Source organism: Pseudomonas sp. MF08817, assembly GCF_059862705.1.
The window spans coordinates 1-13,851 of record NZ_JCBCUY010000033.1 but is presented as its reverse complement, the minus strand read 5'-3'; the positions used below and the strand labels follow the sequence as shown (position 1 = coordinate 13,851).

The window sequence follows — 13,851 nt, the reverse complement described above, 5'->3', positions numbered from 1 at the left end:
CTACACCGCCTATCGGCTTTTTTCGACGCTCGATGTACGAAATTTCTATCGACCCCCTACCCGACCACGTCAACCGCCCACCAATCGGGTAGCAACTGGCGCACCCGGGGTTCGGCAAAACGGTCGTCGATCAACATCACCATGCCTTGGTCCTCGGGCGTGCGGATCACCCGCCCGGCGGCCTGCACCACTTTTTGCAAGCCGGGATAGAGGTAAGTGTAGTCATAGCCGTTACCGAATATTGCCGTCATCCGCTGGCGCAACTGTTCGTTGACCGGGTTGACCTGGGCCAGCCCCAACGTGGCGATAAAGGCGCCGATCAACCGCGCGCCCGGCAGGTCGATGCCCTCGCCGAACGCCCCACCCAACACGGCGAAGCCCACGCCTTGGCTGCTGGCGGTGAACTGCTGCAAAAAAAACTGGCGCTGGCCCTCGTCCATGCCCCGCGATTGCGGCCACAACGGGATGTGGGGGTAGCGCTCGGCCAGTAGCTGGGCCACCTGTTGCAAGTAATCGAAGCTGCTGAAAAACGCTAGGTAGTTGCCCGGGCGCTGGCCAAAGCGTTCGGCGATCAATTGGACAATCGGCCCCAGGGACTGCTGGCGGTGGGTATAGCGGGTGGAAATACGACGGATGACCTGCACCTGCAACTGCTCGGCCTTGAACGGCGATTCGACGTCGATCCACACCGTGTCGGCGGGCAGGCCCAGCAGGTCAGCGTAATAGCGCCGAGGGTTGAGGGTGGCGGAAAACAGCATGCAACTGCGCGCCGCTTTCAGCCGCGGGCCGATGAACCCGGCCGGCACCACGTTGCGCAGGCACAGGCGCGACAGGCTCTTCTTGGCGCTGAGGTCGCGCTTGCTGATGTCGAACAGAAACTGGCCGTCGAACAACTCACCCACGCGGATAAATTGCAGCGCCTCGAAATAGAGCCCTTGCAGGGCGCTGTCCAGGCCCTGGGGGTGGTCGTTCTGGTAGTCGCCGATGGCCGTCACGCAAGTGCCCAGCGCCGCCAGCAGTTTGCCCGGCGCCTCGGGGTAGGCCTGGTACGGCGCGATTTGCGCCTTGTGCAGGGCGTTCCATTCCCGGTTCAGCCGCTGCAAAGGCTTTTTCAGCACCTGGGGGGCGCTGCGCCGCACCTGGTCGAGGCTCGATTGATCGAGGCTCGCGCTGTACATCTGCCGCGCCCGCTCCACCAGGTTATGGGCCTCGTCCACCAGCACCGCGACGCGCCATTGGTTGAGCTGGGCCAGGCCGAACAACAGGGCACTGAAATCGAAGTAGTAGTTGTAGTCCGCCACCACCAGGTCGGCCCAACGCGCCATTTCCTGGCTCAGGTAATAGGGGCAGACCTCATGCGCCAAGGCGATGGCCCGCAACCCCGGCTGATCCCAGCAACCGCTGGCGGTGGCCGCTTGCCGGGCGGCGGGCAGCCGATCGTAGAAGCCCCGGGCCAGGGGGCAGGACTGGCCGTGGCAGGCTTTATCCGGGTGCTCACAGGCCTTGTCCCGGGCTACCAGCTCCAGCACCCGCAGCGGCAACGCCGGGTGGCTGTGGCGCAGCACTTGCGCTGCGTCCAGGGCCAGGGCCCGGCCCGGGGTCTTGGCAGTGAGGAACAGCACCTTGTCCAGGCGCTGCGGCGCCAGGGCCTTGAGCATCGGGAACAGCGTGCCCAGGGTCTTGCCAATGCCCGTGGTGGCCTGGGCCATCAGGCAGCGCCCGGTGCTGACAGCCTTGAACACCGACTCGGCGAGGTGGCGCTGGCCGGGGCGGAAATCGCCATGGGGGAAGCGTAAGTGGGCGGCTTCGCGGTCACGGGCGGCGCGGTGGTCGCTTTCCTGGGCGGCCCAGTGCAGGAACACCGCGCACTGGCGGTTGAAGAATGCCTCCAGGGCCTGGGCCGTCCAGTGTTCGCTCAAGCAGGTTTCCCGCTCGTTGGTGACATCGAAGTACACCAGGGCCAGGTGCAGGTCGGGCAATTGCAGCTGCTGGCACATCAACCAGCCATACACCCGGGCCTGGGCCCAGTGCAATTGCCGATGGTTGTCGGGCATGGCCGCCAGGTCGCCGCGGTAGGTTTTCACCTCTTCGAGGCGGTTTTGCTGCGGGTCGTAGCCGTCCGCCCGGCCTCGCACCCGCAGGCCTTGGTACTGGCCCTCCAAAGCAATTTCGCTTTGATAGCCCGGTGCCCGCCGCGAGGCCACCGTGCGGTGCCCGGCCATGCCTTCCAGGGCCGTGGGCGATGGCGTGAAGCGCAGGTCGAGGTCGCCGCACTTGGCGGTGAATTCACACAGGGCGCGCACCGCCACGCTGTAGTTCATGGCGCCCCCGGCGCCCATTGCACGTAGCACACCGCCACGGGCATGGCGTGTTCTTCGCAGAACGCCAGCCAGCGCAGCTGGTTGTCTTGCAGGCGATCGCCGGGGCCTTTGACTTCGATCATGCGATAGGTTTTTTGCGCGGGGAAAAACTGGATCAGGTCCGGCATACCGGCGCGGTTGGCGCGGATATCCAGCAGCAGGCGATTGAACCACAGCTTCAGGTGCTCAGCCGGCAGGCACGCCAAGGCCTGCTCCAGCAGCGCTTCGCTGAGCGCGCCCCAGAACACGAACGGCGACTGGATGCCGAATTTCTGCCGGTAGCGTTCACCGATAGTGGCCAGATAGCGGCCATCGTCCAGCTCCGCCAGGCAGGCGCGCAGCAACTCACTGCGCCGCTCATGGAAGTCTTCGCTGAGCAGGTCTGCCGGGCCGCGCTGGAACGGGTGGAAGAACGCCCCCGGCACCGGGGCGAAAATCGCCGGCCAGCACAGCAGGCCGAACAGCGAGTTGATAAGGCTGTTTTCCACGTAATGCACGGGTGCGGTGGCAGCGTCCAGGTGAGCCTGCACGCAGAACTCCACCGCCAGCCCCGCTTCGCTCCTGGGCAGGCACAGGTCCAGGCGTTCGGCCGCCTGGGTTTTGCGCCGGGGCTGGGGCGGCCCGCCCAGTTTGCGCCGCAGGCGCGGCAAGGTACGCAGCAATTGCTGCTGTTCGGCGCCGCTGTGGGGTTGGGCGGCGATGGCTTCGGCCAGGGCCAATGCGGCGCCCGGTTCGCCACCGCGCTCTAGCACGCGGATCAAGCGCAGCCGCGCCCCGGGGTAACTGCTGGCGCGGTACAGCGCCTCGGCGGCGGGCCAATCGGCCAGGCGCTCGCAGTGCTGGCCGACCTGGAACAGCAACTTGGCCTGGCGCCGTTGCAGCCAGGGGTTGGCGGTGTGCAAGCGGTTGATCCCTTCGATCACTTCCGCCAGGCAGGCGCCCTCTTCAAAGCGGCGCTGGTGCTCGTACAGGTGCAGGTAGCCGTCAACGTCTTCACGGCAGCGCAAACCCCGGGATTCGCTGCAAAATTCGACCTTTTCGTAGACGAACACCCCAAGGTCGGCCAACACGAACTCGGACCAGTCCTGGTGCAGGTTGCCGAAGAACATCAGCCGCAGGCGATCGCACAGCGCCATGATGGTCAGGCCAAACAACCGGTCCTGCACCTGCGGGGCCCATTGGCCGAAGGTTTGTGCGGTGTGGAAGCTAGCTTCCAGGTCTGCCAGCCATTGGCTTTTTTTGCCCTTGGGCCGGGGGATGGCCTCCTTGAAGCACTGGAGGATCTCGGGTTTGAGCAATACCTCGAACAGCTCGGCCAGGCTCAGCGGCACCTGTTCATCGACCCAACCCAGGGCCAGCAAGGGCGCCACGGCTGTGGCGGTGTCGCCGATTTCGCTGTAGCTGAGCTTGCTGGCGCGAAAGTGCACGCCCTTGCGCATCACCATGCGCACCAGCAACCCCTGGGCCGGTTGAGGCAATTGCTGGAAGTCGGCGATGAATTGCCGCTCGGCTTCGCTGAGCACGTCGCCATAGCGCTGCTCCAGCCAGGCCAGCACTTGCAGGAAGTTGTGCAGGTAATAGAACGGATGGTCGAGAGGGTTGGACATCACGGATCGAAAGCGCCACGGGTCGAATACTGGTTATACATACAGATAGCAGTTTGTCGCCGTACCTGGCAAACCCAAATGGATGGACGGCTTCACAGTTTTCCCTCGCCGCCGCGAACTTTCTGACACTTTTCAGGACAAAGTGCCATCAATGCTCAATGGTTTTTCCACATGCACGAGGCATATCCATGAAGATCAAGACCCTGGCCCTGGCTGTTCTCGCCACGGCGGCGCTGGCCGGTTGTGCGTCGCCGACGGTGGTCACCCTGCAGAACGGCACCCAGTACCTGACCCGGGATGTACCGGACACCAAGACCGCCGACGGTTTCTATGAGTTCGAGGATATTTCCGGGCGTAAAGTGCGGGTCAAGGCCGACGAAGTGGCCACCGTGCGCAAGGCTGATTGACAGCACCCACGGGGTGCTCCATTTGAACGGTCGAACGTGACATTCCCAAGGCTGGAAACCTTATTCCAGCCACCTGCCCGACAAATACATGACACGCGTCATACTTTTGCCAGGCAATTGCGAAAGGGTTTAAAAAAACCGATTAAATAGCGGCAATCTGATGCTAGGGTTAGCACTCAACGGGCACGGCCAAGCAGGCCCTGTCGTTCCTACCGCGAGCTAAAGGAAGCGCTCAATGACACAGGTGGGCACCCCATGAACAAGACGTTTTCCAACAAGGTGACCTTTCCCAACGCTTGCCAATTAATGCGTTGGCACTTTCACCCTATGGGTTTCGAAGCCAGCATGGACGCACCCGGCAGCCTGATTGCCCGGTTGTTCGACCGCCAGAGCGGCGAAACCATGATCGCCATTGCCGGCATCCCCTGCGCGACGGTGATGAACGCCACCGATGTGGAACGGATCATCGAAGCCATCGAGGCTGAGCTTGAGTGCTTTGTACCTCCATCGAGCCTTAAGAGTTTTGGCTAAGCCACTGATTTAAAACAATACTTATCACATTGCAGGACGGCGTCGTTGTGGGGGCGGGCTCGCCCGCGATGGGCTTTCCGGTCGATAGGTATGTCGAATCAGACATCGCCATCGCGGGCAAGCCCGCTCCCACAGGGTGAGCCATCAGCCTGCCCCATCAGCCCTTTGCACCCCGCAGGTCATTGAAGAACGGCTTATCCCCCGCCACCCGGTCCGAGGCCTTGGGCTGGTGAGCAGCTCGCCCGTCAGGCCCATCGACATACCAGTAGCAGTGCTTCACCGCCCGGGTAATGCCCACGTAGGCCAGGCGCAGGGTTTCGTCCTGCTGGGCGCTGTCATAGGGCTCGGCGTCGCCGTCACGGCCCAGGCCGGCCAAGGGGTACACCTGGTTCTTGTAGGGCGAACGGGTCAAGTGCTGGCAATCGCCCAGCAGAAAAACCGCATCCGCCTGTAGGCCCTTGGCGCTGTGATAGGTCAGCTGTTTAAGGCGGCGCTGCTCGGGAGGCAAGCTAGAATCCACATTAACTACAGACTGAATATGCTCTTCAATCAATAGCTTATCGCTCATTCCTCGATACAACATCAAGATCGAATCGCCTTGGCGATAATGCTCGATCAAACGCTGGGCCAGGGCCTGGCCATCGCGCTCCAGCACGGTGACCGGCACCAAGGCCTTGGGTTCGCCGCAAGCCTTGGCCTTTTTCCCAGGGATGGTCGCAGCCGCTCGTACGATGTGCTCTGCCGCATCGATGATGTGCTGGTGGCTGCGGTAGTTGTCGCTGAGCATCACCCGGGTGGTAGCAGGCGACGGGAACTCTTTGTTGAACGCCATGAAGTACTGGGGCGAACTGCCGCGCCAACCATAGATCGACTGCCAGTCGTCCCCCACGCACAGCAGCGACGAACGTTGTGCGCCCCGCCCCACATGCATGGCCGGGCCGCGGCTGCGGATTTCCCGCAGGCTGGCCCGCAGCCACGAGACGATCTGCGGCGAGACGTCCTGGAATTCGTCGATCATCAGGTGCGACAGCGGCCGCAGGGTGGCGTCGCCGAGCAGTTTGAAGTTCTGCGGCGAATGTTCGCTAAACAGCGCGAACATGCGGTTATAGGACATGATCGGCGGCGACTGGTCGAGTAAGTGGTCTTCCAGGGCCCGCCAGTACAGGCTCAGGGCCTCGAAGAAGAAACGGTCCGGGTCGTCCTGGGCGAAACGCATGCGGCCCACGGCCATGGGCACGTCCAGCCCCAGGTTTTCGATAAAACTGGCGGCGGCTACGAAGCAGTCGAGCAAAGGCGCGGAACTGAGCTCACCCTTGACCTTGTAGTCGAAACCCGGCCCGGCGCTGGCATCGCCGCCCAGGGTGGCTAAGACACGTTTTCCTGATTGGTAGTTATCCAACCAAATCAAAGGTTTATCGCAGAAAGCTTGAAACAGGGTGCGTTTAACCGCCCACTCCGCGCGCACCGACAGACGGGCGCCGGGGCGCGTCAGTTGGGCGCTTTCCCCCGGATCGAAGCCGAGCATCACCCAGGCCTCCAACTCGCGGCAGTAGCCGTGGCAATGAAAAGTAGCGCCGTTGATCTGGAAGGTTTGGCGCTTGGCTTCGATGCCCTTGATCGGCCAGGCCTTGGCCTGGCGCCAGAGGTTTTCCACGCTGTCACACAGCTCCACATCGCGCTGGGCCGCCAGTTCGGTCACCGCCACGCGTTTTTGCACGTCCGGGTGGTCACGCTCCAGTTCCTTGAGCTGCAAGGCGTGGCGCGACAGCGGCTTGATGAGGTCGCGAAAACGCGCCTCGCCCTGGAACAGGCGATGGTAGGCGCCATTGAGGTACTGGCGCTGGGTGTCGTTGAGGCGCAGGTCGAACGGGTTGCTGTCGGCCTCCTCCTCGCCGCCGCGGGCGTTGAGGTTCTCGAACGCCTGCAAGCGCTCGAACCCCGGCAGGCTGCGCACCATGGGCAGGATGCGCGAGTGAAAGGTGCGCACCAGGTCGCGCCCCTGGGCCGGGCTCAGGGCCAGGCCCCAGAGGGCGAAGGTGGCCATCAGTTTGCGAATGAAGTCCTTGCGCGACTCACGGGTGAAGGTCACCACGGTCAGAGAATCGAGCTCGAAACCCAGGTAGTGGTGCAGCACCAGCACCCGCAGCACCAGAGACGTTGATTTGCCCGCCCCCGCGCCGGCCACTACCGAGGTGGACGGCGTGTCGCTGAAGATCATTTTCCACTGCGCGGCGCTGGGCTGGCTGTGCTCGGGCAACCGCCGCGCCACATCGGCCTTGATGCGTTTTTTCAGCTCCGCCCCCAGGGGCAGGTGCCAGTCGTCGAACAGGTGATCGTCCACGCCAGGAGCCGGGTGCTCTGTGCAGCGCGAATCGCGGATCAACAACACCTGGCGCCCCGCTTCCAGCCCTTCCTGGTGCCCCTCGCGGTAACCGTATTCCACGCCTGCGCTGTGGCCGCTGCGAAAGCCGTCCGCCTGGCCGTGCAGCCACGAAGCGCGGTGCTGGGCGTGCAAGCGGCTCAGGCCATGGCCAAAAAACCGCGCCATCAGGCGTTTGAACAGGGGCATTTGCGCCAGGGGCACGAGTTCGGGAGGAAGTTGGGGGTTGTGCTGCGACACGCTGACTCCTGGGTGTGAGGCGGTGGGGCGCTATGGTCGCGCCATTCGCTGGTGAGTTCTAGTCAAATGCTTGTGGTTCATTGGCTTAGGCGATTCATTGAAGGTGGCGACTGAGTGTTTGGCCAAAAAAAACATCGACAAACCAGATTGATTCAGCGGATTTTTTGCGCTTTTTATCGATGCTTGGCTGATGGAAGATGCCTCCCATCAACCGCGGACAGCCCTTTGGCACGCCGCTACAGGAGACGCTCATGCTGCAACTTCGACCCTTCACTTCCCTGGGCGGCGCCCACCACGGCTGGTTGGATGCCCATCATCACTTTTCGTTCGCCGAGTACTACGACCCCCAACGCATGAACTGGGGCAACCTGCGGGTGTGGAACGACGACGTGATCGCCCCTGGCAGCGGCTTCCCGACCCACCCCCACCGGGACATGGAAATCATCACCTATGTGCGTGAAGGCGCCATCAGCCACGCCGACAACCTGGGCAACAAGGGCCGCACCGAGGCTGGTGATGTGCAGGTGATGAGCGCCGGCACTGGCATCGCCCACAGCGAATACAACCTGGAAACCACGCCCACGCGGATTTTCCAGATCTGGATTGTGCCCAGCGAAGCCGGCTCGCCGCCGTCGTGGGGCGCCAAGCCTTTCCCCAAAGGCTTGCGCGAAGGGTTTGTGACCCTGGCCAGCGGCAAGGACGGCGATGACCAGAGCCTGCGCATCCGTGCCGACGCGCGGCTGGTGGCCGCCAACCTCAGGGCCGGGGAAAGCGCCGAGTACAGCCTCGACGCCGGGCGCCGGGCGTACCTGGTGCCCGCCACCGGGGTAATCGAGGTCAATGGGTTACGGGCCCAAGCGCGGGATGGAGTGGCGATCGAGGACGAACGGGTGTTGCGCGTCACCGCGCTGCAAGACAGCGAGGTCGTATTGGTCGACCTCGCCTAGACACCGTTGTTGTAGCAAGCGGGCTTGCCCGCGCTGGGGCGCAAAGCGCCCCTCGCGGTGTAGCACCTGGCCGGTTTTTTACGGCCGCTGCGCGCCCGAGCGCAAGCATGCAGAGGTGCCCTGCCCCTACGCGCTGATCGCGCCATCGACCAGGGCCTGGGCTTCTTGCACCAGTTGCTGGAGGTGGGTGTCGCCGATGAAGCTTTCGGCGTAGATCTTGTAGATGTCTTCGGTGCCCGAGGGGCGTGCGGCAAACCAGCCGTTTTCGGTCATCACCTTCAAACCGCCAATGGCCTGGTCGTTGCCCGGGGCGTGGCTGAGGATGCTTTGAATCGGCTCCCCCGCCAGTTCGGTGGACGTGACCTGCTGCGGCGACAGCTTGCCCAGCAGGGCTTTTTGCTGCGGGTTGGCCTTGGCATCGACGCGCACGGCGAAGGGCTCGCCCAACTCGTCGGTGAGGGCGCGGTAGGCCTGGCTCGGGTCGCGGCCGGTGCGGGCGGTCATTTCGGCGGCCAACAGGGCCGGGATCAAGCCATCCTTGTCGGTGCTCCAGACCCCGCCATCACGGCGCAGGAACGAGGCGCCGGCGCTTTCTTCGCCACCAAAGCCCAGGGAGCCGTCGAACAGGCCTTCGGCAAACCACTTGAACCCCACCGGCACTTCGTAGAGGCGACGCCCCAGGCGCCGAGCCACGCGGTCGATCAAGCCGCTGCTGACCACGGTCTTGCCCACGGCCGCATCGGCGCGCCAATGCGGGCGGTTCTGGAACAGGTAGTCGATGGACACCGCCAGGTAGTTATTGGGGGCCAAGAGGCCACCACTGGGAGTGACGATGCCGTGGCGGTCGTGGTCCGGGTCACAGGCGAACGCCACGTCGTAGCGGTCCTTGAGGCCGATCAGGCCCTGCATGGCATGGCTGGAGGACGGGTCCATGCGGATCTGCCCGTCCCAGTCCACGCACATGAAGCGGAACGTCGGGTCGACGCTGGTGTTGACCACGTCCAGGTCCAGGCGATAGTGCTCGGCAATCGCCGACCAGTAGCGCACCCCGGCGCCGCCCAGCGGATCGACGCCCAGACGCAGGCCGGCGTTGCGGATGGCCTCCAGGTCGATGACGTTGGCCAGGTCTGCCACGTAGGTGTTGAGGTAGTCGTGGCGGTGCGTGGTGTCGGCCTTGAGGGCCTGGGCGTAGCTGATGCGCTTGACCCCGGCCAGCCGGGCGGCCAGCAGTTCGTTGGCCTTGGCCTCGATCCACTTGGTGATATGGGTGTCGGCCGGGCCGCCGTTGGTGGGGTTGTACTTGTAGCCACCGCTCTGCGGCGGGTTGTGGGACGGCGTGATGACGATGCCATCGGCCAGGCCCGAGACGCGGCCGCGGTTGTAGCACAGGATGGCGTGGGAGACGGCCGGTGTGGGCGTGTACTCGTCGCCCTCGGCGATCATCACCGTGACGCCGTTGGCAGCGAACACTTCCAGGGCGCTGGTGCCGGCCGGCGTGGACAAGGCGTGGGTGTCGATGCCGACGAACAGCGGCCCGTCGATGCCTTGGGCCTGGCGGTACAGGCAGATCGCCTGGCTGATGGCCAGCACATGCCATTCGTTGAAGCTCAGTTCAAAGGAGGTGCCGCGATGGCCGGAGGTGCCAAAGGCCACGCGTTGGGTTGGCACACTGGCATCCGGTTGGCCGGTGTAATAGGCCGTCACCAGTCGCGGGATATCGACCAACAAATGTGCTGGTGCCGGTTTACCCGCCAAAGGACTGACTGTCATGCAAAACCTCGGGAAAAGGAGAGATCGGGGGAAAGTCGTGCAGTTTACTGGCACTTTGACCACCCGGCGACCGTATCTATCCCCTGCCCTGCAAGTTGTTTTGCCGCACCCGGCGGTTCAGTCCAGCCATTCCAGGCGCAGGGCGTCGGCCAGGCTGCCCAACGCCGCTTCCAAATTGTGGGGGCCGCTGTAGGTGTGGCTCAGGCGCAAGCTCTGGGTGTGGAAACCGCAGATGCTGAACAACTCCCCCGGCGCCACGACAATGCGCTGTTTGAGGAGGCGCTGGAACACCCGGCGCACGTCCACCGGGCGCACCGAGCGCACCCACAGCGTGGCGCCACCGGCCGGCAGCGACCATTGCAGCGAATCGGCGAAGCGCTCTTGCAGCAGTTGCACCATTTGCTGCATACGTTCCTTGAGCATGCGCCGCAGGATCGACAGGTGCTGGTCGAGGCGGCCATTGGCGTACAGGCGGGCGATCGCCTTTTGGCGGATCGGCGACAGGCGAAAGGCCCGCAACAGGAAGTGGCGCTGCAGTTCGACACTCAACTGGCGCGACAGCAGGTAGCCGTAAGGCGCCTCCGGGCCGATGGTTTTCTCGAAAGTGGAGAACACGATCAGGCGATCGGCGCTGACCAGGTCGCGCAGGCGCCACTGCGCCGGCTCGAAGGCCAGTTCGCCGTAGGTGTCGTTTTCCAGCACCCAGCAGCCACTGACCTCCAGCAGGTGGGCCAGGCGCCGCCGCTCGTTGACCGGCATGCGGGCGCCGGTGGGCATGTTGATGTCCGAGGACAAGAGCACCAGGCGTACGTCCTGGATGTCGAACAGGTGCACCAGGTTCGCCAGGTCGAGGCAGCCGTCGTCCTTGAGGGGCAATTCGATCACCTGCACCCCGGCGCTTTGCAGCAGGCGCAGGATCGCCCAGTCACAGGGCGACTCCACCAACACGGTGGCGCCCTTGAGAGCCAGCACGTTGATAAGGATTTCCAGTACCCCGCGCAGGTCTGCGCCGATGTAGACGTCGTCGGCGTGCCAGCAACGCAGGGGCGATGTGGTGTAACGCGCCGCCAGGGCGGTGCGCAGTTCCAGTTCGCCGCACGGTTGGGACAGGCTTTGCGACTGGCGCGGGTATTGGCGCACCAGTTCGCGCTCGAGCAGCAGCAAGGGGCTGTCCAGCGATTGCAGCAGGGCCGGTTCGTCGTTGCACAGCACCAGCATGTCGGGGCGGCGTGTGCTGACGTAGAGAATTTCCAATAAGTCGGCGCCGCTGCTGTAGGCGCTGTAGGTGGAGACGGGGAGCGCGTAATAGCCGGACTTGGCCACCGAATACACCCGCCCTTCCTTTTCCAATAGCGAATAGGCGTACTGGATCGTTGAGATCGAGACATTCAGGCGATCGGCCAAATGGCGCAGGGAAGGCAACTTGACCCGCGCATCGGTGCCAACTTCGCTGATGAGGTTGGTCAGGTAACGGTAGACCGCCTGATAGGCGAAGTCCGTCTGGCGCACGCCTCTCATGGGCAACCACCGCCAGCCCAGGGAGCACAGGTGCAAAACCAACCCTGACGAAGCCGGGCCGGTTTGCAGGCATTACACATGGGTTTCAACGCCCGATCGGCTCTTCAAGCGCCACGTCGCTACGCTCACCCAGGTGCCGGGCCACGCCAGTTTCCGGCAGCGGCGGGAGGTTGCTGTCGTGGGCAGGCAAGGTGTACAGCTTGCCCAACAACGGCAGTGGCAAACCGCTGACGTCTCCCAGCCACTGGACCACTTGGTCCATCGCCGGCTCGCCGCGCAACGCCTTATGCACCTCTGCCAGGCCCACCAACATCTGCGGGTGGCAGGCGCGCATGAACCGCTCCAGGCCCGCCGCGCCATTGACGAACGGCGCGAACAGCAGGCACACCAGTTGCACCTCGCTCAAGCCCAGGCTTTGGCTGAGTAGCAGGTCGGCCTGCAAGCGCCGATCTTCGATGCGCTCGGGGGTGCTGTAGTCGCTCAAGGTCAACTGGATCAGGTTCTCGCAGAGGTTTTTCTTGCGCATCAGCACCGTGGTCAATTGCAGGTACTGGCGCACCCCTTCTTCGTAGCTCAAGCCATTGACGTAGCGCGCCTGCAAGCCATAGGCATGGGTCATCAACAGCGGGCTGGCGTAGAGGTTTTCGCAGGGGGTGTCCCAGTGCATGCCGAGGAACTCGCATAGCAGGGATTCACGCGCCCCTTCGCTCTCGCTGACCAAGTCGTGCAGGCCCAGGTAGGACACCGGGCGGCGTACCTCGAAGTGCCCAGGGGCGTGGTCGCAGGTTTCGCTCAGTTGTGGGCAGAGCTGGCGATAGTAGTCCTGGCCAAAGTCATTCAGGGCCCGGAACAGATCACCGAAGTCCAGCACTGCGCGGCTCTCGCCGCGCTGGCCAAGCTGTCGCGCCGCCACCACAAAGGCTTGCAAGTACTGGCGCTGCTCACGGGGGCTGTGGCTGCTGACCAGGGTATCGACGGCCTCGTTCCAGTACGCCACTTTGCCCAGAAAATTACCCGAGGCCAGGCGATGGCTGTCCCCCATTTCCAAGTGCCGGTCACTGGCTGCCAGGTGGCCGCTCATCAATACATTGCTCCGGTACAACTCACGGCCTTGGGGCGACAGCGGGGCCTGATGGTTGAACGCCAGTACCTCGGCACCATCAAGCATCAACACTTCCACCCGCGGATCGTCGTAGACGAACAATGCGCTGAAGCTGCGATGGATATTGTTCAGCGTCGCCTGCTCCTGGCCGGGATGACGCAGGGTGGCCACCCGCAGGTTGAAGGTCGCGGGCGCGCGCCCGGCGATGCTCAACTGGGCGGCCCGCAGGAAGGCCAGGGTGTAGCTGCTTTCGCGGGTGCCGGAGTGGGTCACCAGCACCTTGTGCCCGCCAATGTGCTCCATCCCGCCGGCCTCGACCACCAGGCGCTGGATAAACAGCTGCAACGCGGTGCGCTCACCCCGGGAGAAGAAGCCCAGCAAGCGATGCAGCACCTGCTGGTACACATAGTTCATGGCTTGATCGTGAATAGTAGTCATGGTCGATGTACCTGAATTTGCAAAATATCAGTGGCAAGCGAACAACCTCGATTTGAGTCGTGGGTTGCCGCTAAAGTTAAAGTGTGCGCCCAGGTGGGGGGGGCATTCAGTTACCAAATATTAACACTGCACCAAACTAGCAGCCTTACCAGGAAGGAACTAAAGTTGCCTAAGAATATTCCTACAACAACCTACAACCAATGATTACATTGTTTTTTAGACAGCACTTATACCGCACACTCAAGCCAACTAACCGGCCCACCATGAGTTCCTTAAACCTCGGCCGCAACCCTTGCCCTGCAAGCTCTTCACGAACTAGAGCAGTGCTGCGCCGATATAAAACAAGCTCGTCAGTCATGACTCATTCCTTGAGATGAAAGTGATAATTCAATTATCAAGGCTTACTTAATGAATGGAAGATACAGGGCGGTTGCAGGAGCTGAGTGCAACACGGTTATTGAATTGAAGCCGGAGCATCATGCCGCATAGCCATGGCTGCTTGCATCACCTCGCCTATGACCTCGATAGGACATTTGAAGTCGAAACGCTTA

Annotated in this window: 9 protein-coding genes; 3 read left to right on the top strand and 6 right to left on the bottom strand. The window is 63.1% G+C overall.

Annotated features, from left to right (window positions below; genetic code table 11):
- Positions 1-56: 56 nt before the first annotated feature.
- Together AC19YR_RS19350 and AC19YR_RS19345 are read right to left on the bottom strand one after the other, a co-directional pair.
- Entirely contained in the window at positions 57-2,321 is a 2,265-nt protein-coding gene (locus tag AC19YR_RS19350; RefSeq protein WP_500599740.1) for an ATP-dependent DNA helicase, read from the bottom strand.
- Positions 2,318-3,967 carry a VRR-NUC domain-containing protein gene (locus AC19YR_RS19345; RefSeq protein ID WP_500599739.1) on the bottom strand — a complete coding sequence of 550 codons (1,650 nt, stop codon included), beginning with the start codon at positions 3,965-3,967 and terminating at the stop codon, positions 2,318-2,320. Before AC19YR_RS19345 ends, AC19YR_RS19350 begins: the two co-directional genes overlap by 4 nt.
- A 188-nt stretch (positions 3,968-4,155) precedes the next feature.
- Here AC19YR_RS19345 and AC19YR_RS19340 point away from each other — a divergent pair, with 188 nt between their 5' ends.
- Both AC19YR_RS19340 and AC19YR_RS19335 read left to right on the top strand, forming a co-directional pair.
- The gene (locus AC19YR_RS19340) at positions 4,156-4,374 is read left to right on the top strand and encodes a YgdI/YgdR family lipoprotein (RefSeq protein WP_095109744.1); all 219 of its coding nucleotides are present in this window, start codon (positions 4,156-4,158) and stop codon (positions 4,372-4,374) included.
- Between the two features lie 255 nt (positions 4,375-4,629).
- Positions 4,630-4,905, top strand: coding sequence for a DUF1652 domain-containing protein (locus tag AC19YR_RS19335; protein WP_500599737.1), 276 nt, complete (start codon positions 4,630-4,632; stop codon positions 4,903-4,905).
- A 157-nt stretch (positions 4,906-5,062) separates the two neighbouring features.
- On the opposite strand, the gene AC19YR_RS19330 is transcribed toward AC19YR_RS19335, so the two are convergent.
- Entirely contained in the window at positions 5,063-7,525 is a 2,463-nt protein-coding gene (locus AC19YR_RS19330; RefSeq protein ID WP_500599736.1) for a UvrD-helicase domain-containing protein, read from the bottom strand.
- Between the two features lie 251 nt (positions 7,526-7,776).
- Between AC19YR_RS19330 and AC19YR_RS19325 the strand changes: the two genes are divergently transcribed.
- A complete protein-coding gene (locus AC19YR_RS19325; RefSeq protein WP_500599735.1) occupies positions 7,777-8,472 on the top strand; it encodes a pirin family protein in 696 nt (231 codons plus the stop codon).
- Positions 8,473-8,598: 126 nt separating this feature from the next.
- Here the strand turns inward: AC19YR_RS19325 and pgm are convergent, their stop codons facing one another.
- The 3 genes from pgm to AC19YR_RS19310 form a co-directional block, all read right to left on the bottom strand.
- On the bottom strand, positions 8,599-10,242 hold the full coding sequence (pgm, locus tag AC19YR_RS19320; RefSeq protein WP_500599734.1) for a phosphoglucomutase (alpha-D-glucose-1,6-bisphosphate-dependent): 1,644 nt from the start codon (positions 10,240-10,242) through the stop codon (positions 8,599-8,601).
- A 117-nt stretch (positions 10,243-10,359) separates the two neighbouring features.
- On the bottom strand, positions 10,360-11,760 hold the full coding sequence (locus AC19YR_RS19315; protein WP_500599733.1) for an aminotransferase-like domain-containing protein: 1,401 nt from the start codon (positions 11,758-11,760) through the stop codon (positions 10,360-10,362).
- An 85-nt stretch (positions 11,761-11,845) separates the two neighbouring features.
- The gene (locus AC19YR_RS19310) at positions 11,846-13,300 is read right to left on the bottom strand and encodes a hypothetical protein (RefSeq protein ID WP_500599731.1); all 1,455 of its coding nucleotides are present in this window, start codon (positions 13,298-13,300) and stop codon (positions 11,846-11,848) included.
- Positions 13,301-13,851: the final 551 nt, after the last annotated feature.